Source organism: Amycolatopsis sp. CA-161197 (assembly GCF_050942255.1).
Lineage (GTDB): Bacteria > Actinomycetota > Actinomycetes > Mycobacteriales > Pseudonocardiaceae > Amycolatopsis.
Map to the genome: position 1 here is coordinate 6,133,947 of NZ_CP192059.1, position 15,936 is coordinate 6,149,882.

The following is a 15,936-nucleotide window of genomic DNA, read 5'->3' on the forward strand; positions in this document are numbered from 1 at the left end:
TCACCCGAACAGTCGCACCGTCCTCAGTAGATCACCAGGGTGGCCAAGGCGTTTCGCCGGCCAGGTTCGCGCCCCCGGAAGGCGGACGGGCGTCGAGGATGTCCGTGGCCCGCACCAGGCTGACCGGGGTGTCGGCGGCGGTTCCGCGCGGCCGCACCGGGACCCAGGTGGTGCTGGTGTGCTCGTCGCGCAGGCCGCGGCCGACGATCGTGCCCGTCTTCTCCTGCCACGAAGGTTCCGCGGAATCCCTTGCGGCACGGCGCACCCGGCACCGATACCGCACTTGCCAGCCCGGTGGATACCCGCCGCCGTGGCGCAGCGGCCAGTCGTGAAAAGTGTTCCCGGTCTTCACATCGCCGCCCTCGATGGACGGATCGCGCGGACTGTCGTCCCCCAACACCGCCGGTCACCCCGCTCCCGCGTGCAAGCCATCGCCGGTCGCCGGGGTCCTGGGCAAGAAGCTCACAGAGTAGGCGCGTGCAGGCCGGTGGTCGTTCGGCCACCCGGGTGGTTCCGGCAAGCGGCCGAGCACAGTCCGTGTCCGAATCGAAGATCCACAGTGGACCGGAACCGCTTCGGAGCCCCCCGAGGAAGCGTTTTCCCGCTGCCCGTCACCCCACCGGGCAAGCCCGGAACGGGATATGCTGAAGGGTCCCCGCCCCGGCCCCCGGCGGCGGCCCGCGCGGCCGAAAGAACGGAGGGCCCGATGACCGCCTCTGCCCACGCGCCTCTGTTGTCACGCGCCCCTGCCCCACGCCCCTGTGCTCCATACCTCTGTGCGCCATACTCCTGTGCCCGAGGCGCCGGCGCCGTCATCCCGGGCGGGCAGCCGTGAAGCGCACGACGGTGCTGTCCGTCGCCGACCTGCACAGCGCCCACGAGCTCCCCGACGACCAGCGCCGCCACGTGGTCCGCCTGGTCGCCTCGGCGGCCGAGGACGTCGACGACTGCGCGCTGCTGCTCGCGATCCTCGGCCTCGACGCCGCCGACGGCCTCGACGAGGACCACCACTGACGAATCCGTGTCAGGAAGCCGTTTCCAGGGCCAGCAACGCGAGTTTTGCTTCCTCGCCACCGCGGTACCGCCCGGAACTGCCGTCGGAACGCACCACCCGGTGGCACGGCACGACGAGCGGCACCGGATTGCGCGCGCATGCCGTCCCGACGGCGCGCACCGCCTTGGGACTGCCGGCCGCGGCCGCGACTTCGGCGTAGCTTCGCGTGCTGCCGTACGGGATCTCGCCGAGCCGCTGCAGCACCTCGCGGCGGAAACCCTTGGCCAGCCGCAGATCCACGGCGACGTCGAACGTCTCGCGCCGTCCGGTGAAGTACTCGTCGAGCTCACGCGACACTGTGTCCAGACGGGCCGGCGCGGCGAGCACCCGCGGGCTGATCGCCGCGGCCAGCTCGGCGAGCACGGAACCGTGGTCCTCCACGGAGAACGCGACCCGCACGAGCCCGGCACCGGTCGCGGCCAGCAGCAGCGGGCCGACCGGCGAGTCGACCGTGCGGTACGCGACGTCGAGCAGACCGTCGCGTTCGGCAGCGGCGAGCAGCCGGGCGCGCAGGCGGTCCTGCGCGGCTTCGTCGTCTGCCGGCAGCGCGGCGAACAGATCGGTGGTCATGGCGCTGCTCCTTCCAGTTCGCCTCGGCGCGACGCCGCGCGCAGGGCCTTCACCCCGTCGGCGGCCGCGCGGCGGGCGGCGGCCGCGGTGCCGCCCGTGATGGCGGCGACGTCCTCGTACGGGAACCCGCCGAGGTAGTGGTAGGCAACGGCCGCCCGCTGCTTGTCCGGCAACGCGGCCAGCGCGTCCCACAGATCACCGTCCCAGTCCTCCGGCCGGCCGGTGCGGCTCGGCTCGTCGGGGGTCCGCTCCACGGGCACGGCGTGCCGCGCGCGGGCGCGGGTGATGTCCACGGCCTTGCGATGCGCGATGGTGACCAGCCACGCCGCCACGTTCGCGTCGCCCGGCAGTTCGGGATAGGCCTTGAGCGCGGCCAGGAACGTCTCGGACCACGCGTCTTCGGCGTCGTGCGGGCCCACCACCGCCCGGCAGACCCGCAGCACCATGGGCCCGTGGGCGGTGACGACCTCGTCGAACGGGCGCGCGCTCAGAACAGCCTGCCGTCGTCTTCGGCGGGCGGCTCCTCCAGGCTCAGCAGGAACCGCTTGCGGTCCACGCCACCCGCGTACCCCGTCAGGCCGCCGCTCGCGCCGACCACGCGGTGGCACGGCACGACGATGCTGATCGGGTTCCAGCCGTTCGCGTTGCCGACCGCCTGCGCGGCGCCGGGGTCGCCCAGCTCGGCGGCGAGCTCGCCGTACGTGCGCTTCTCGCCGTACGGGATCTTCGTGAGCAAGTCCCACACCTTGCGCTCGAAGCCGGACCCGCGTGGCGCCAGCTCGAGGTCGAACTCCCGGCGTTCGCCCGCGAAGTACTCCCCCAGCTGCCGGATCGCCTCGCCGAAGCCCTCGTCCGAGCGCGGCCCCAGGCTCGCCAGCCGCGGTTCGCGCTTGTGGCCCTCGAAGTAGAGCCCGACGAGCGCCGTGCCGTCCGCGACCAGCGTGAGGTCGCCGACCGGCGACGCCGTGACCGTGTGCCGAACGCTCATGTCCCCGTTCCCTTCTTCTCGCCTCTCCCCGGGTAGACGCGCGGGCGCGCCGAAACGTGAGATCCGCGAGGCGAGCGGTTTCCCCGCCGCGCCACGATAGTCCGGCGAAGTCCGGGACGACCGGCCGGACGAGCCGCTAACGTCGCCGTCGGTACGCCGTCGCAAGCCGTCGGTACGCCGTCGTAAGCCGTGGAACGCTGTCGTGGGAGGAACGCATGGACCCGAACCTGCTGTCGGCCGGGCAGCTCGCCGCGGCTCTGCGGGCCGGCGAGGTGACGGCCGTCGAGCTGGCCGAGTCCGCGATCGAGCGCATCGGGAAGTACGACGGAGCCGTCAACGCGATCTGCGTGCCCGATTTCGGCCGCGCACTCGACGCCGCCCGCGCGGCCGACGCGGCGCGCGCCCGCGGTGAGGACGGTCCGCTGCTCGGCGTGCCGATCACGGTCAAGGAGTCGTTCAACGCGGCCGGGCTGCCGACCACGTGGGGTCTCCCGCCGTTCGCGGGCTTCGTCCCGACGCAGGACGCGCTGCCCGTCGCCCGGCTCAAGGCGGCCGGCGCGGTGCTGCTGGGCAAGACCAACGTGCCGCTCGCCCTCGGCGATCTGCAGACCTACAACGACATCTACGGCACCACCGCCAACCCGTTCGACCTCGCCCGCACCCCCGGTGGTTCGTCCGGCGGCTCGGCGGCCGCGCTGGCCGCGGGGTTCGGCGCGCTGTCGATGGGTTCGGACATCGGCGGCTCGCTGCGCACGCCCGCGCACTTCTGCGGGGTCTACGCGCACAAACCGTCGTACCGGCTGCTGCCGTCGCGGGGTCACACACCGCCGCCGGCCCCCGCGCTGCCGACCGAGGTGGACCTGGCGGTGATCGGCCCGATGGCGCGCAGCGCGGCCGACCTGGGCGTGCTGCTCGACCTGCTCGCCGAGCCGGATCCGCTCACGCTCGGGGTCGCCTACGAGCTGCGCCTGCCGCCGGCCCGCCACGAGCGCCTGGCGGAGTTCCGCGTGCTCGTGCTCGAAGACCACCCGGACATGCCGACGTCGGCGAGCGTGCGTGCCGGCCTCGCCCGCGTGGCCGCCACGCTCACGGCGGCCGGCGCCCGCGTCGACCACGGCAGCGCGCTGCTGCCCGACCTGACCGAGTCGGCGCGGCTGTACCTGCGGCTGCTGTTCGCCACCTTCGGCACGAACTTCCCCGCCGAGGTCTACGAGCGGTTCGGCCGGCTGCTGGCGGACCTCGCGCCGGACGACGACAGCCTCCACGCCGCCCGCGTGCGCGGCACCCGGCTGAGCTACCGCGACTGGTTCGCGGCCGACCTGGCCCGCGAACGGCAGCGGCACGCCTGGCGCGCGGTCTTCGCCGAGTACGACGTGGTGCTCTGCCCCGTCTCGCCGACCCCCGCGTTCCCCCACGACCACTCACCGCACCAGCAGCTGCGGCACGTCCTCGTCGACGGCGCCGAGCACCCCTACGGCGACCAGCTGGTGTGGGCCGGCCTCGCCACCCTGCCGGGCCTGCCGGCCACGGTCGTCCCCACCGGCCTCGACGACGCGGGCCTGCCGGTCGGGGTCCAGCTCGTGGGGCCGATGTTCGAGGACCGCACGCCCCTGCGCCTGGCCGAGCTGCTGGAGCGCGAGATGGGCGGGTTCACCGCACCGGACCTCGAACGCGGGTAGCCGCTAACCCGGCGGGGCCATCGACTCGAACTCGAGCGCGCCGAGCAACGCCAGCCGTGCGGCGGACTCCGTGCCGGGACGCGCCGTGCAGACGACGATGCGCAGGTCACCGTGGCGGCTGGCGAGCACGTCGCGGTCGAGGTCGAGGCGCCCGACGTCGGGGTGGACCACGGTCAGGCACGTCGGCTGGCGGGCGAGGCCGTCGACGCCCGGGGCGTCCCACCGGGTGCGGAACCCCTCGCTCGCGGAGCCGACCCGGCCGACCAGGGCCGACAGGTCGGGGTCACGCGGGTAGCGCGACTGCGCCAGGCGCAGGTCGGCGACCAGCGCGGTCTCGTAGTCCTCGCGTTCGGCCGCGGTCAGCACCGTGCGCGTGGGACAGCCGGTGAAGTGGCGCCACACGGCGTTGCGCTCGTCGTCGCGCGCGGCGGGCTCGCCCAGCAGCGCGACCCAGGGCCGGTTCCACGCGATGAGCGTCCACATCGCGTCGTGCACGGCGATCGGGTGGTCGTCGAGGCGTTCCAGCAGCCGCCGCGTGCTTTCGGGGACCAGCCGTCCCACGCGGCCGCCGCCCAGCTCGTGGCCGGCGAGCCGGAACAGCCGTTCCTGCTCGGCGTCGGACAGGTGCAACGCCCGCGCGAGCGCGACGCACACCTGCACCCCGGGAGCCGGCGCGCGGCCCTGTTCCAGGCGAACGACGTGGTCGACCGAGAGCCCGGCCAGCACGGCCAGCTCCTCGCGCCGCAGCCCGCGCGCCCGTCTCGGCCCGTGCACCGGCAGGCCGGCCCGGCCGGGTACCAGCCGTTCCCGCCAGCCCCGCAGCGTCGACGCCAGCTCGTCCGGGCTGTTCACACCACCCATCCTCGCAAATCGCGGCCGGTGATCCTACCGCCGCTTTTCGCAAGCACAGGAAGGCGTTCGGCTCCGGACGGGTCCGCCACCCGCCCGGAGCCGCACGTCCGGCCGCAGGACACCCGCCCTGCGACCCCGGACTTCAGTGACGCAGGCCGGCCTGCTTCAGCAGCGGCATCACGTTGTCGCCGAAGTACTTCAGCTCCTCGTTGTAGTCGATGAGGCCGAAGATCATGCCTTCCATCCCGGCCTCGTTGAGTGCGCCGAGCTCCTCGGTGACCTGCTCCGGGGTTCCCACGATCGGGTAGCCGCCCCAGCCGGCGATGAAGCGCTCCTGCATCTCCTTCACCGCGTGGTCGAACGACTGGCTCGCGCCCGACCCGGCGATCTTGATGACGTTGCCCGCGGCACCCCAGTCGCCCTCGTCGACGACCTGCTGGAAGGCCCGCTTGGCCTCCTCCTCGGTGTCGCGGCAGACGACGAGCCCGTAGGTCATCACCTTGATGTCGCGCTGGTAGTCGTCGCGGGCCTTGGCCTTGACCTTCGCGGTGTAGGCCTTGATGTTCTCCAGCGTGTCGAGCGAGGCGAAGTTGATGTCGACGTTGCGCGCGGAGAACTCGATGCCCGCGGGCGAGTTGCCCGCGTTGAGCAGAGCCGGGCGCGGGGCCTGGTGCGGCTTCGGGTAGGCCTCGACGTCGTTGCCCTGGAAGTACTTCGAGGCGACGTCGAACGAGCCGGGCTCCGTCCACAGCCGGACGGCGTAGTCGATCCACTCCTGGCCGAACGCGTAGCGCTCGTCGTGCTGGCGCTGCTCGCCGCCGAACATCTCCATCTCCGGCGGCACCCAGCCCATCACCAGGTTGAGCGCGAACCGCCCGCCCGAGATGTGGTCGATCGTGGTGGCGGCCTTCGCCGCGACGATCGGGTGCACGGTCGGCAGGTGCGAGGTCGACGCGATGGCGATCCGCTCCGTCGCCTCGGCCAGGCCGGCGGCCCAGGCGTAGGTCTCGAAGCAGTTGCCGTTGAAGTTCGTCGAGCCGCCGAAGCCCTTCCAGCGCGCGACGGGCACCAGCACGTCGAAGCCGAGACCGTCGGCGCGCTGGGCGATCTCGCGCGTGTGCTCCCAGGTGATCTTGTAGGTGCTCGGGGCGTGGCTCATGATCAGCCCGTAAGAGCAGTTGGTGCCGAACAGGCCCAGCTTCATCTTCTGGTCGCCGAACAGCGGGTTCGTCTCGGCCCGGTCCACCAGCGGCCGGGTCTCGTCGGCCGGGCGCGGGTCCGTCGGGGCGAGGCCGAGCCGTTCGTTGGCGGTCATCGTCATGGGGGGTCTCCTTCGCGGAATGGGGGTGGCTCAGCCGAGCTGGAACGGGTCGCGGGTGCCGCCGGTGAGCTCGACGAACACGGACTTGTTCTCCGTGTACTCGTTGATCGCGTCGACGCCGTTCTCCCGGCCGATGCCGCTGGCGCCGAAGCCGCCGAAGGGCATGTTCGGGGCGATCACGCGGTAGGCGTTGATCCACACGGTGCCGGCGCGCAGCTTCGCGGCGACGCGGTGGGCGCGGTGCACGTCCTTCGTCCAGACCGCACCGGCCAGGCCGTAGGGGGTGTCGTTGGCGAGCTTGAGCGCCTCGTCCTCGTCGTGGAAGGGGTAGACGGCCAGCACCGGGCCGAACACCTCCTCGCGGACGATGGTGTTCTCCGGCGTCACGCCCGTGACGACGGTCGGCTTCACGAACAGGCCGCCGCGAGCGGCGTCGGGCTCACCGCCGCAGGCGAACGTGGCGCCCTCGGCCGCCGCGCCCTGCAGGTAGCCGAGCACCTTCTCGTACTGCGGCCGGTTGGCGACCGGGCCCATCTCGGTGGCAGCGTCGGTCGGGTCGCCGAGCTTGATGGCGTTGGCCCGCGCGACGACCTTCTCGACCAGCGCGTCGTGGACGTCGGCGTGCACGATCAGGCGCGAGCCGGCCATGCAGGTCTGCCCGGTGGCCGCGAACACGCCCGCGACCAGGCCGTTGGCGGCCGCGTCGAGGTCGGCGTCGGGGAACACGACCTGCGGCGACTTCCCGCCGAGCTCCAGCGTCACTCGGTTGAAGTTCGCGACGGCGGCCTGCGCGACCTTGGCACCGGTCGCCGACGAGCCCGTGAACGCGACCTTGTCGATGCCCGGGTGCTTGGCAAGGGCCTCACCGGTGGCGCGGTCCCAGCCGGTGACCACGTTGAGCACGCCCGCGGGCAGCCCGGCCTCGTGCAGCACCTCGGCGAATGCGACGGTCGAGGCCGGCGCGTGCTCCGACGGCTTGACCACCATCGTGCAGCCCGCCGCGAGCGCGGGGGCGAGCTTGAACGTGAGCAGCAGCAGCGGCGAGTTCCACGGCGTGATGGCGCCGACGACACCGACCGGTTCGCGCCGGGTGTAGCCGAAGTAGTTCGGGTTCACCGGCGGGACCGTGCGGCCCTCGATCTTGTCGGCCAGGCCGGAGAAGTAGTAGTACCACTGCGGCAGGCTGTTGAGCTGGCCGAGCATCTCGCGCAGCAGCTTGCCCGAGTCGTTGACCTCCAGCCGGGCGAGACGCTCGGCGTTGGCGGCGATCGCGTCGCCGCAGCGGCGGATGATCGCGGCGCGCTGGAAGCCGGTCATCGCGCCCCACTCGCCTTCGAACGCCGCCCGGGCCGACGCGACGGCCTCGTCGACGTCCTCGGGGCCGCCGTCCGCGAGCCGGGCCCACGGCCGGCCGGCGTAGGGGTCCTGCGACTCGAAGGTCCGGCCCGAGCGGGCGTCGACGGACTTGCCGTGGATGAAGAGCTTGAGTTCCTCCAGCGATGGCGCTGAGGTGGTCGTCATCGACCTCTCCTTCGTTGCAGGGGGCTGGCGCCTGGGGATGCCGGGAAACGCTAGGGATCGGCGGCGGCCCGCCGATATCCCCGGACGGCAGCCGCGGATCCGCTCAGCGCGAAGGTGCCCGTCCCACCCGGCGAGACGAGAAGCACACCCGGCCGGGCAGTGCTGCACTCAGCGGATAGCGCCACGCGCTTTCGGGCTAGTAGGGGGCCGCGGCGACCACCTAGTGTCGAGCTGGCCCGGAGCACCGGCCTCGCCGTTCGGGCCGCCGGAGAAGAACCGACACTGAGCAGAGACGACACAAGGAGGTGTCGGATGGCTGCCCGTCCTGAGGCCGTCCCGGCCGAGGCGCCGCTGTCGCGCTACCGGGTGCTCGGCACCCGCTCGCTCGAGGAGGCCCGCGACGCGGTCACCAGGATCTACCTGGACCACGACCTGACCGTGCCCGGCAACGAGCTCGACATGACGCTGAACTCGACCGCCGACCGCATGTTCACCGTCGGCTACCTCAGCTACCAGTCGTGCGCGAAGCTCGTGATGCCGCCGACCGAGGACTGCTACCACGTCAACCTCACCATCGCCGGCCGCACGGACGCCGACCGCACCGACGGGCGCCGCGCCACCACGCGGGCGCGCACCAGCGGCGTCGTGCTGCTGCCCGACCAGGTCAACACCGTGCGCTGGTCGCCGGACGCGGCGCAGCTCATCCTCAAGATCGGCCGCCGGACGCTGGAGGCCCACCTCGGCGAGCACCTCAACCGCCCCGTCGACGAGGTGCTCGACTTCGACTTCGGCATCGACTTCACCACGCCCGCGGGCAGCACCCTGCTCTCGTCGGTGGAGTTCCTCGCCCGCGAGCTCGACCGCCCCGGCGGCCTCGCCGACATGCCGATCGCGCGGGAGCAGCTCGAAGCGTTCGTGATGACGCAGCTGCTGCACGCCGGGCGCCACCAGTTCGCCGACGACCTCGCCGCGCCCGACGATCCCGTGCGCCAGAGCCGGCTCGGCCCGGTGATCGAGTACATGGAGGCCCACGCCGACGAGCCGCTCACCCCGCAGGAGCTGGCGAAGGTCGGCTGCATGAGCGTGCGCACGCTGCACGCCACGTTCCAGCAGGTGCTGGGCGAGTCGCCGATGAACCACCTGCGCCGCATCCGGCTCGACCACGTGCGGGCCGAGCTGCTGCGCAGCGACCCGGCCCTCACGCGCGTCACGGACATCGCGCTGCGCTGGGGTTTCTTCCACCAGAGCCGCTTCGCGCAGCAGTACCGGGAACGCTTCGGTGAGCTGCCGCGCGAAACGCTGCGGGCGGTCTCGGCGTGAGCCTCAGTCCCGCACGCTGATCCCGTACGCGCCGCGGTGGAACAGCAGCGGCGCCCGCGAAGGATCCGCACCCAGCGCTTGCACGCGGGCGGCGACGATCGTGTGGTCCCCGCCCGCGTACTCGTGTTCCAGCGTGCAGTCGATCCACGCGGCCACCCCGTCGAGGATCGGCGCGCCGGACGGGGCCGGGCGCCAGGCGACGCCCGCGTACTTGTCGGTGCCCGAGCGGGCGAAGGCGGTGCTCAGCTCGGCGTGGTCCTCGGCGAGGACGTTGACGCAGAAGCGCCCGGCGGCCCGGATCTTCGGCCAGCTCGTGGACGAGCGGGCGGGCGCGAACGACACCAGCGGCGGGTCGAGGGAGAGCGAGCTGAACGACTGGCAGGTGAACCCGGCGGGGCCGCCCGGCGCCGGCGCCGTGACGATCACGACGCCGGAGGCGAAGTGCCCGAGGACCTCGCGCATGTGCGTGGACTCGACCTGCGGCGGCTCGGTGCTTGTCCGGTTGTCCATGCGCCGCAACGGTAAGAGCAGTTCCCGCCCGGCACCATCCGCCAACCGCGGGCGAATAGCCGCGGCGCGCGGACCGGCTTCGCGCGGCGGCGCACAGGACGGATAGTCCGCCACCGCGATCGGATATCTCGCCGCTCACCCGCGTTCCTACGGTGTGCGTCGTGTCTGCCACCGACCTCCCCGCCGGCGCCCTCGCCGGGATCCGCGTCCTCGAGCTCGGCACGCTCATCGCCGGCCCGTTCTGCGGCCGGCTGCTCGCCGACCACGGCGCGGACGTGATCAAGCTCGAAGCCCCCGACCGGCCCGACCCGCTGCGCGTGTGGGGCCAGGCCGAGCTCGACGGGCACCACTTCTTCTGGACCGTCCACGCCCGCAACAAGCGCTGCGTCACGCTCGACCTGCGCCGTCCGCAAGGCCGCGAGCTGTTCCTGCGCCTCGCCGACACCGCCGACGTCGTGGTCGAGAGCTTCCGCCCCGGCACGCTCGAACGCTGGGGCCTCGGCTTCGACGTGCTCGCCGAGCGCAACCCCGGCCTGATCCTCGCCCGCGTCTCCGGCTACGGGCAGACCGGCCCGCACGCCGAGCGGCCCGGCTACGCGTCGGTGGCCGAGGCGGTCGGCGGAATGCGCTACCTCAACGGGTTCCCGGGCGGCCCGCCGCCGCGCGCGGCGCTGTCGCTGGGCGACTCGCTCGGCGGGATGTTCGCCGCGCAGGGCGTGCTCGCGGCGCTGCACGCGCGCAGCACCAGCGGACGCGGCCAGGTCGTGGACGTCGCGCTGGCCGAGGCGTGCCTGGCGATGCTCGAGTCCGTGATCCCCGACTACGACGCCACGGGCCTGGTGCGCGAACCGTCGGGCACCCGCCTCGACGGGCTCGCGCCGTCCAACCTCTACCGCTGCGCCGACGAACGCTGGATCGTCATCGCCGCCAACCAGGACACGGTGTTCGCGCGGCTGTGCACGGCGATGGGCCGCGAGGACCTCGTGACCGACCAGCGGTTCGCCACCCACGTGGCCCGCGGGCGCAACCAGGACCAGATCGACGCGCTCGTCGGCGAATGGGCCGCGCGCCACGATTCCGCCGCGCTCACTTCGATCCTCGAAGCCTCCGGCGTGGTCGTCGGGCCGGTCGCCACCGTCGCCGACGTGGTGGCCAACCCGCAGTTCCGGGCGCGCGACATGCTGCTGCCGCATTTCGACGACGCGATCGGCAAGGAAGTGCTGGGCCCCGGGGTGATGCCGGTGCTGAGCGGCACGCCGGGCGCGGTGCGCTGGGCCGGTCCCGCGCACCCGGGCACGCACAACGCGGAGGTCTACACCGGACTGCTCGGGCTCACCGGCGCCGAGCTGGCCGAGCTCACCGAAGCCGGAATCGTCTGAGAGGCAAGCAATGAGTCCCGTGAACCTGCGCGAAGTCGGGCTGCGCGACGGCCTTCAGCTCGAAGCGCCGATCCCGCTCGCCGCCAAGCTGGACATCCTCGAGGCCGTGGCCGCCACAGGTGTGCGGCGCGTCGAGGTGACGTCGTTCGTCTCCCCTGCCGCCGTACCCGCGCTCGCCGACGCCGAGCAGCTCGCGGCCGAGCTCGGCCGCTGGCCCGAACTCGCGTTCTCCGCGCTGGTGGCCGGCCGCGGCGGCGCGCGCCGGGCCGTGGCCGCCGGGATGGCCGACCTCGAGTACGTGATCTCCGCGTCCGACGGGCACAGCCTCGCCAACGCGCGCCGGACGACCGACGAGGCCGTCGCCGCGGTGCCGGAGGTCGCGAAGCTCGCGCACGACGCGGGCGGGCGGCTGGAGGCCATCCTCGCCGTGGCGTGGGACTGTCCTTTCGACGGGCGCACGCCGGTGAGCCGCACCGTGGACCTCGCGCGCCGGGCCGTCGACCTCGGCGCGGACGAGCTGTGCTTCGGCGACACCATCGGCACCACCGTGCCCGGACGGGTCACCGAGCTACTGGGCCGGGTGCGCGAGGCGTGCCCGGACGTCGAGCTCGGCGTGCACTTCCACAACACCCGCGGCTCCGGGCTCGCGTGCGTGCTCGCCGCACTGCAGGCCGGGGTCACGAAGATCGACGCGTCGGTCGGCGGGCTCGGCGGCTGCCCGTTCGCGCCCGGCGCGAGCGGGAACATCGCCACCGAGGAGGTCGTGTACCTGCTCGAAGAGTCCGGTGTGGACACCGGACTCGACCTCGGCAAGGTGCTCGAAGCCGCCGCGGTGGTGGAACGCGCCGTGGGACACGGGCTGCCGAGCAACCTCTACCGCGCCGGCGGCCCGAACCGGCCGCGCGGGCGCGGCTGACCGATACGCACAACGGCCATTCCGCTGCGGGTTACGGCTATCCCGGCCGTCGCGGTGCTCGTAACCTCACGCCGGAGCGACCCCGACCTCCCAGGAGCCGACGATGACCCAGCCACCCACCCCGGCCGGCCTGCCCTCGACGCTGGCGGTGCAGCGCGCGGTCGCGGCGCTCGCGGCGGGCCGGATGATCGTGGTGACGGACGCGGCCGACCGGGAGAACGAGGGCGATCTGGTGTTGCCCGCCGCCGTCGCCGACGCGGAGCAGCTCGCGTTCGTCGTGCGCCACACCACCGGCATCGTGTGCGCGCCGATGACCGCCGAGCGCGCCGACGCGCTGCGCCTGCCGCCGATGGTCGAGGACAACACCGACGCCCACGGCACCGCGTTCACCGTCACCGTCGACCACGTCGGCAGCGGCACGGGAGTGTCGGCGGCGGACCGGGCCAAGACGTTGCGCGCGCTCGCCGCACCGGGCACCCGCGCCGGCGAGCTGCGGCGGCCCGGGCACGTGTTCCCGTTGCGCGCCAGGGAAGGCGGGGTGCTCGTGCGCGCCGGGCACACCGAGGCCGCCGTCGACCTGCTGCGCCTGGCCGGGCAGGAACCGGTGGGCGTGATCGGCGAGATCGTCGCCGAGGACGGCTCGATGTGCCGCGGCGAGCGGCTCACGCGGTTCGCGGCCGAGCACGACCTGCCCGTGCTCGCGATCGCCGACCTCGTGCGCTACCGGCGGGCCACGGAACGGTTCGTGGAGCACGTCGCCACCTCCGCCATGCCGACCGTCTTCGGTGACTTCCGGGCCGTCGCCTACCGGTCCACCACGGACGGCACCGAGCACCTCGCCCTCGTCCACGGTGACGTGGCCGCCGCGAGCCGCGGCCCGCGCGGCGCCCTCGTGCGCGTGCACAGCGAATGCCTCACGGGCGACATCGTCGGTTCCCTGCGCTGCGACTGCGGCGCGCAGCTCGAACAAGCCCTGCGCGCCATCGCCGCCGAGGGCGCGGGCGCCGTGGTCTACCTGCGCGGCCACGAGGGCCGCGGCATCGGGCTGGCGCACAAGATCCGCGCCTATGCCCTGCAGGAGACCGGCCTGGACACCGTCGACGCCAACACCGCCCAGGGCCTGCCCGTCGACTCCCGCTCCTACGGCGTCGGCGCCCAGATCCTCGCCGACCTCGGCATCACGCGCCTGCGCCTGATCACCAACAACCCCGCCAAATACGGCGGTCTCGACGGCTACGGCCTCGAGATCGTCGACCGCGTCGGCCTGCCCGCCGCCGCGACGGCGCACAACCTGCGTTACCTGCGGACCAAGCAGCAGCGCCTCGGCCACACCCTCGACGTCGACGAGAGCACCGGCTGAGCCGTTACCGAACCAGTACGCGCCGCGGACAATCCGCGCACACCCGCCCGGCACCGTCGGTCCCGACGAAGATCGACGGTGCAGTCCACGGAAAGGCGGACGACGTGGCCAAGGGTGCGGCTGTGGTACTGGCGGTTCTGGCGGTGCCGTTCACGACGGCGGTGGCCCCGCCACCGGCGCAAGGCCTGCAGTGGCAGCAATGCGCGAAGATCGCCGAAGGCTGGGCGAACGGCGAAGCGAGCGAGTGCGCGACGGTCCGCGTACCGCTGGACTACCGCCGGCCCGGCGGCCGGCAGCTCACCATCGCCGTCAGCCGGGTCCGCGCGACCGATCCGGCACACCGGCAAGGCGTGGTGCTCGTCAACCCGGGCGGACCCGGCGAGCAGGGCACGACCTTCCCGGACGAGCTCACGCGGACCGAGCTGGCCGGGATCGGCCGCACGCACGACCTGATCGGGTTCGACATCCGCGGTTCGGACTACAGCGACAAGATCGGCTGCCCCGAACTGGATCCGGCGAACGTGCCGCGGCCGCCCGCCACCGACACCGCCGAGCAGCGCTTCAAGGACCAGGCGCAGGCCGTCGCGGACCGGATGCGCACCTGCGCCGGGAAGGACCCCGAGCTGGCCCGGTCGATGACCACGGCCAACATCGCCCGCGACATGGACGTGATCCGCCGGGCGCTGGGCGAGGAGAAGATCGGCTACTTCGGTAACTCGTGGGGCACGGCACTCGGCACCGCCTACCGCAGCCTGTTCGGCGGCCACGTCGACCGGATGCTCCTGGACTCGGTGCTCGCGCCGGGCGAGGCCGTCAGGCGGTCCGACGACCAGGCCGCCGCGGCCGAAGCACACTTCGACGACTTCACCCGCTGGCTCGCCGATCGCGACGCGACGTACGGGTTCGGCGGCACCGCCGCGGCCGTCTCGCAGGCCCTGCTCGCGTTGCGGGGCCGGCTCGCGGCCCAGCCCCTGGCCGACCGCGACGACCACTGGGCCAACCGGCAACTGCTCGCCTCCCGCACCGACTGGGCCGCAGCCGCGCAAGCACTCGCCGACGCCCGCGACGGAACGCCGCCGGCGGCCACGGCACCGCCCGCGGCCGCACCGGCCGGCAACGGGTTCGACGTCGGCTACCGAGACGGGGAGATCGGGTTCGTCCTGGCCGCCGTGAACTGCAACGACTCCCCCGGCGCCCGCGACATCGACCAGGCGTGGGCGCACGGGCTCGAGCTCGCCGCCCGGTACCCGGTGGCCGCCTACGAACCCGGTGGCGACGCGCGGTGCGCCGGCTGGCCGTTCGCGCCGCAGCCCACCGCGCTCGTACGCGGCTCCAGCCCGCTGCAGCTCGTCGGGCACGAGTTCGAGACCAACACCCCGTTCCCGTGGGCCCGCGAGATGCAGGCGAAGGTCGGTGGCGCGCTCCTGACCGTGACCGACGACGTGCACTCGTCGTTCGCCCACCTCCCGTGCGCGGCCGACGGCGTCGAGTTCTTCACCACCGGGGCGACGTCGAACGGCACGTGTTCCGGGTAGTCCTTTGTGGACCCCTGCGCACCCCTGCCGTCACGCGCCGAGGCCGGTGAGCACGGCCCCCACGTCCGGCCGCCGTCCCGTGCCCAGCCGCGTGACCGCGTACACCTTGCGCGACACCGGGTTCGCCAGCGGGTGCAGGCTCACCGGCGCGTGCGAGTCCGGCAAGGCCATGCGCGGGATCAACGCGACGCCCGCACCGGCCGCCACCAGCGCCGTCAGCACGGCGAAGTCGGTGGCCTCGGCGACCACGTCGGGCACGAACCCGGCCGCGCCGCACGCGCGCTGGATCATCTCGTGGCACGAGTACTCCTTCGACGGCACCAGCCACGGCACCGCCGAGAACCGCGCCAGGCGCACCTTCTGGCCGTCCGAGAGCGCCCGCGCCTCGGCCAGCGCCGGCGGCACGGCGAGCAGCACCGGGTCGTCGGCGAGGTGGTGTTCTTCGCACCGGGCCGGGGTTTCGCGCGGCAGCAGGCTGTAGCTGTGCACCACGGCGACGTCGGCTTCCTGGTGCAGCAGCGTGCCGATCGCCGACTCCGGCTCCTGCTCGACCAGCCGCAGCGACACCCCGGGCAGATTCGTCCACAGTGGAGCGACGAGGGTCCTGGCCGCGGACGGGAACGCGACCACCCGCACGGTGCCCGCGCCGTCGGACCGCACGGCGGCCAGCGCGGACTCGGCCGCCGCGAGATCACTGAGGATCACGTCGGCGTGGGACACCAGCAGCTCACCGGCGGCGGTGAACGCGAGCGTGCGCCCGCGCCGTTCCAGCAACGGCGTGCCCGCCTCGCGTTCCAGGGCCGCGAGCTGCTGCGACACGGCGGGACCGGTCAGGTTGAGCGCCTCGGCCGTCGCGGCGACGGTGCCGTGGTGCGCGAGCTCGTGCAGCAGCCTCAGGCGGCGGACTTCCAACATAAGCCGAACTTCCCGA

16 protein-coding genes are annotated in these 15,936 nt (G+C 73.3%); 7 read left to right on the forward strand and 9 right to left on the reverse strand.

Translation table 11 applies throughout. The features are described from left to right. Positions 1 to 31: 31 nt before the first annotated feature. Positions 32 to 400 (reverse strand): hypothetical protein, encoded by a 369-nt coding sequence (locus ACQPXB_RS28695; protein ID WP_432845101.1) that lies wholly within the window; start codon positions 398 to 400, stop codon positions 32 to 34. A 431-nt stretch (positions 401 to 831) separates the two neighbouring features. On the opposite strand from ACQPXB_RS28695, the gene ACQPXB_RS28700 reads away from it, so the two are divergent. Continuing rightward, complete coding sequence (locus tag ACQPXB_RS28700; RefSeq protein WP_432845102.1) at positions 832 to 1,014, forward strand: hypothetical protein; 183 nt, start codon at positions 832 to 834, stop codon at positions 1,012 to 1,014. A gap of 10 nt (positions 1,015 to 1,024) precedes the next feature. On the opposite strand, the gene ACQPXB_RS28705 is transcribed toward ACQPXB_RS28700, so the two are convergent. From ACQPXB_RS28705 to ACQPXB_RS28715, 3 genes are read right to left on the reverse strand one after another with little or no spacing between them, the layout of a single operon-like run. Continuing rightward, positions 1,025 to 1,624 carry a methylated-DNA--[protein]-cysteine S-methyltransferase gene (locus ACQPXB_RS28705; protein ID WP_366583645.1) on the reverse strand — a complete coding sequence of 200 codons (600 nt, stop codon included), beginning with the start codon at positions 1,622 to 1,624 and terminating at the stop codon, positions 1,025 to 1,027. Then, positions 1,621 to 2,115 carry an RNA polymerase sigma factor gene (locus ACQPXB_RS28710; RefSeq protein WP_366583688.1) on the reverse strand — a complete coding sequence of 165 codons (495 nt, stop codon included), beginning with the start codon at positions 2,113 to 2,115 and terminating at the stop codon, positions 1,621 to 1,623. Before ACQPXB_RS28710 ends, ACQPXB_RS28705 begins: the two co-directional genes overlap by 4 nt. Then, the gene (locus ACQPXB_RS28715) at positions 2,112 to 2,612 is read right to left on the reverse strand and encodes a methylated-DNA--[protein]-cysteine S-methyltransferase (protein ID WP_432845103.1); all 501 of its coding nucleotides are present in this window, start codon (positions 2,610 to 2,612) and stop codon (positions 2,112 to 2,114) included. Before ACQPXB_RS28715 ends, ACQPXB_RS28710 begins: the two co-directional genes overlap by 4 nt. A 215-nt stretch (positions 2,613 to 2,827) precedes the next feature. Between ACQPXB_RS28715 and ACQPXB_RS28720 the strand changes: the two genes are divergently transcribed. Beyond that, on the forward strand, positions 2,828 to 4,291 hold the full coding sequence (locus ACQPXB_RS28720) for an amidase (protein WP_432845104.1): 1,464 nt from the start codon (positions 2,828 to 2,830) through the stop codon (positions 4,289 to 4,291). A gap of 3 nt (positions 4,292 to 4,294) precedes the next feature. On the opposite strand, the gene ACQPXB_RS28725 is transcribed toward ACQPXB_RS28720, so the two are convergent. From ACQPXB_RS28725 to ACQPXB_RS28735, 3 genes are all read right to left on the reverse strand, one after another. Further along, the gene (locus ACQPXB_RS28725; protein WP_386954620.1) at positions 4,295 to 5,143 is read right to left on the reverse strand and encodes a helix-turn-helix domain-containing protein; all 849 of its coding nucleotides are present in this window, start codon (positions 5,141 to 5,143) and stop codon (positions 4,295 to 4,297) included. A 142-nt stretch (positions 5,144 to 5,285) separates the two neighbouring features. Further along, positions 5,286 to 6,464 (reverse strand): LLM class flavin-dependent oxidoreductase, encoded by a 1,179-nt coding sequence (locus ACQPXB_RS28730; RefSeq protein WP_366583641.1) that lies wholly within the window; start codon positions 6,462 to 6,464, stop codon positions 5,286 to 5,288. 30 nt (positions 6,465 to 6,494) lie between these two features. Next, the gene (locus tag ACQPXB_RS28735) at positions 6,495 to 7,985 is read right to left on the reverse strand and encodes an aldehyde dehydrogenase (RefSeq protein ID WP_432845105.1); all 1,491 of its coding nucleotides are present in this window, start codon (positions 7,983 to 7,985) and stop codon (positions 6,495 to 6,497) included. A 312-nt stretch (positions 7,986 to 8,297) separates the two neighbouring features. Here ACQPXB_RS28735 and ACQPXB_RS28740 point away from each other — a divergent pair, with 312 nt between their 5' ends. Next, a complete protein-coding gene (locus ACQPXB_RS28740) occupies positions 8,298 to 9,305 on the forward strand; it encodes an AraC family transcriptional regulator (protein ID WP_366583639.1) in 1,008 nt (335 codons plus the stop codon). 3 nt (positions 9,306 to 9,308) lie between these two features. On the opposite strand, the gene ACQPXB_RS28745 is transcribed toward ACQPXB_RS28740, so the two are convergent. Then, on the reverse strand, positions 9,309 to 9,815 hold the full coding sequence (locus ACQPXB_RS28745; protein WP_432845106.1) for a flavin reductase family protein: 507 nt from the start codon (positions 9,813 to 9,815) through the stop codon (positions 9,309 to 9,311). 161 nt (positions 9,816 to 9,976) lie between these two features. On the opposite strand from ACQPXB_RS28745, the gene ACQPXB_RS28750 reads away from it, so the two are divergent. The 4 genes from ACQPXB_RS28750 (at position 9,977) to ACQPXB_RS28765 (ending at position 15,005) form a co-directional block, all read left to right on the forward strand. Next, on the forward strand, positions 9,977 to 11,194 hold the full coding sequence (locus ACQPXB_RS28750) for a CaiB/BaiF CoA transferase family protein (RefSeq protein ID WP_432845107.1): 1,218 nt from the start codon (positions 9,977 to 9,979) through the stop codon (positions 11,192 to 11,194). Between the two features lie 10 nt (positions 11,195 to 11,204). Continuing rightward, on the forward strand, positions 11,205 to 12,110 hold the full coding sequence (locus ACQPXB_RS28755) for a hydroxymethylglutaryl-CoA lyase (protein WP_366583636.1): 906 nt from the start codon (positions 11,205 to 11,207) through the stop codon (positions 12,108 to 12,110). Between the two features lie 103 nt (positions 12,111 to 12,213). Next, the gene (locus tag ACQPXB_RS28760; RefSeq protein WP_432845108.1) at positions 12,214 to 13,470 is read left to right on the forward strand and encodes a bifunctional 3,4-dihydroxy-2-butanone-4-phosphate synthase/GTP cyclohydrolase II; all 1,257 of its coding nucleotides are present in this window, start codon (positions 12,214 to 12,216) and stop codon (positions 13,468 to 13,470) included. 104 nt (positions 13,471 to 13,574) lie between these two features. Beyond that, positions 13,575 to 15,005 (forward strand): alpha/beta fold hydrolase, encoded by a 1,431-nt coding sequence (locus tag ACQPXB_RS28765; RefSeq protein ID WP_432845109.1) that lies wholly within the window; start codon positions 13,575 to 13,577, stop codon positions 15,003 to 15,005. Between the two features lie 30 nt (positions 15,006 to 15,035). On the opposite strand, the gene ACQPXB_RS28770 is transcribed toward ACQPXB_RS28765, so the two are convergent. Next, positions 15,036 to 15,920, reverse strand: coding sequence for a LysR family transcriptional regulator (locus ACQPXB_RS28770; RefSeq protein ID WP_432845110.1), 885 nt, complete (start codon positions 15,918 to 15,920; stop codon positions 15,036 to 15,038). Between the last annotated feature and the right edge of the window lie 16 nt (positions 15,921 to 15,936).

Bases quoted from the DNA above. Each gene is read 5' to 3' on its own strand.
- ACQPXB_RS28740 (WP_366583639.1), top strand. From the start codon at position 8,298: ATGGCTGCCCGTCCTGAGGCCGTCCCGGCCGAGGCGCCGCTGTCGCGC.
- ACQPXB_RS28735 (WP_432845105.1), bottom strand. From the start codon at position 7,985: ATGACGACCACCTCAGCGCCATCGCTGGAGGAACTCAAGCTCTTCATC.
- ACQPXB_RS28705 (WP_366583645.1), bottom strand. From the start codon at position 1,624: ATGACCACCGATCTGTTCGCCGCGCTGCCGGCAGACGACGAAGCCGCG.
- ACQPXB_RS28755 (WP_366583636.1), top strand. From the start codon at position 11,205: ATGAGTCCCGTGAACCTGCGCGAAGTCGGGCTGCGCGACGGCCTTCAG.
- ACQPXB_RS28730 (WP_366583641.1), bottom strand. From the start codon at position 6,464: ATGACGATGACCGCCAACGAACGGCTCGGCCTCGCCCCGACGGACCCG.
- ACQPXB_RS28715 (WP_432845103.1), bottom strand. From the start codon at position 2,612: ATGAGCGTTCGGCACACGGTCACGGCGTCGCCGGTCGGCGACCTCACG.
- ACQPXB_RS28745 (WP_432845106.1), bottom strand. From the start codon at position 9,815: ATGGACAACCGGACAAGCACCGAGCCGCCGCAGGTCGAGTCCACGCAC.
- ACQPXB_RS28720 (WP_432845104.1), top strand. From the start codon at position 2,828: ATGGACCCGAACCTGCTGTCGGCCGGGCAGCTCGCCGCGGCTCTGCGG.
- ACQPXB_RS28760 (WP_432845108.1), top strand. From the start codon at position 12,214: ATGACCCAGCCACCCACCCCGGCCGGCCTGCCCTCGACGCTGGCGGTG.
- ACQPXB_RS28770 (WP_432845110.1), bottom strand. From the start codon at position 15,920: ATGTTGGAAGTCCGCCGCCTGAGGCTGCTGCACGAGCTCGCGCACCAC.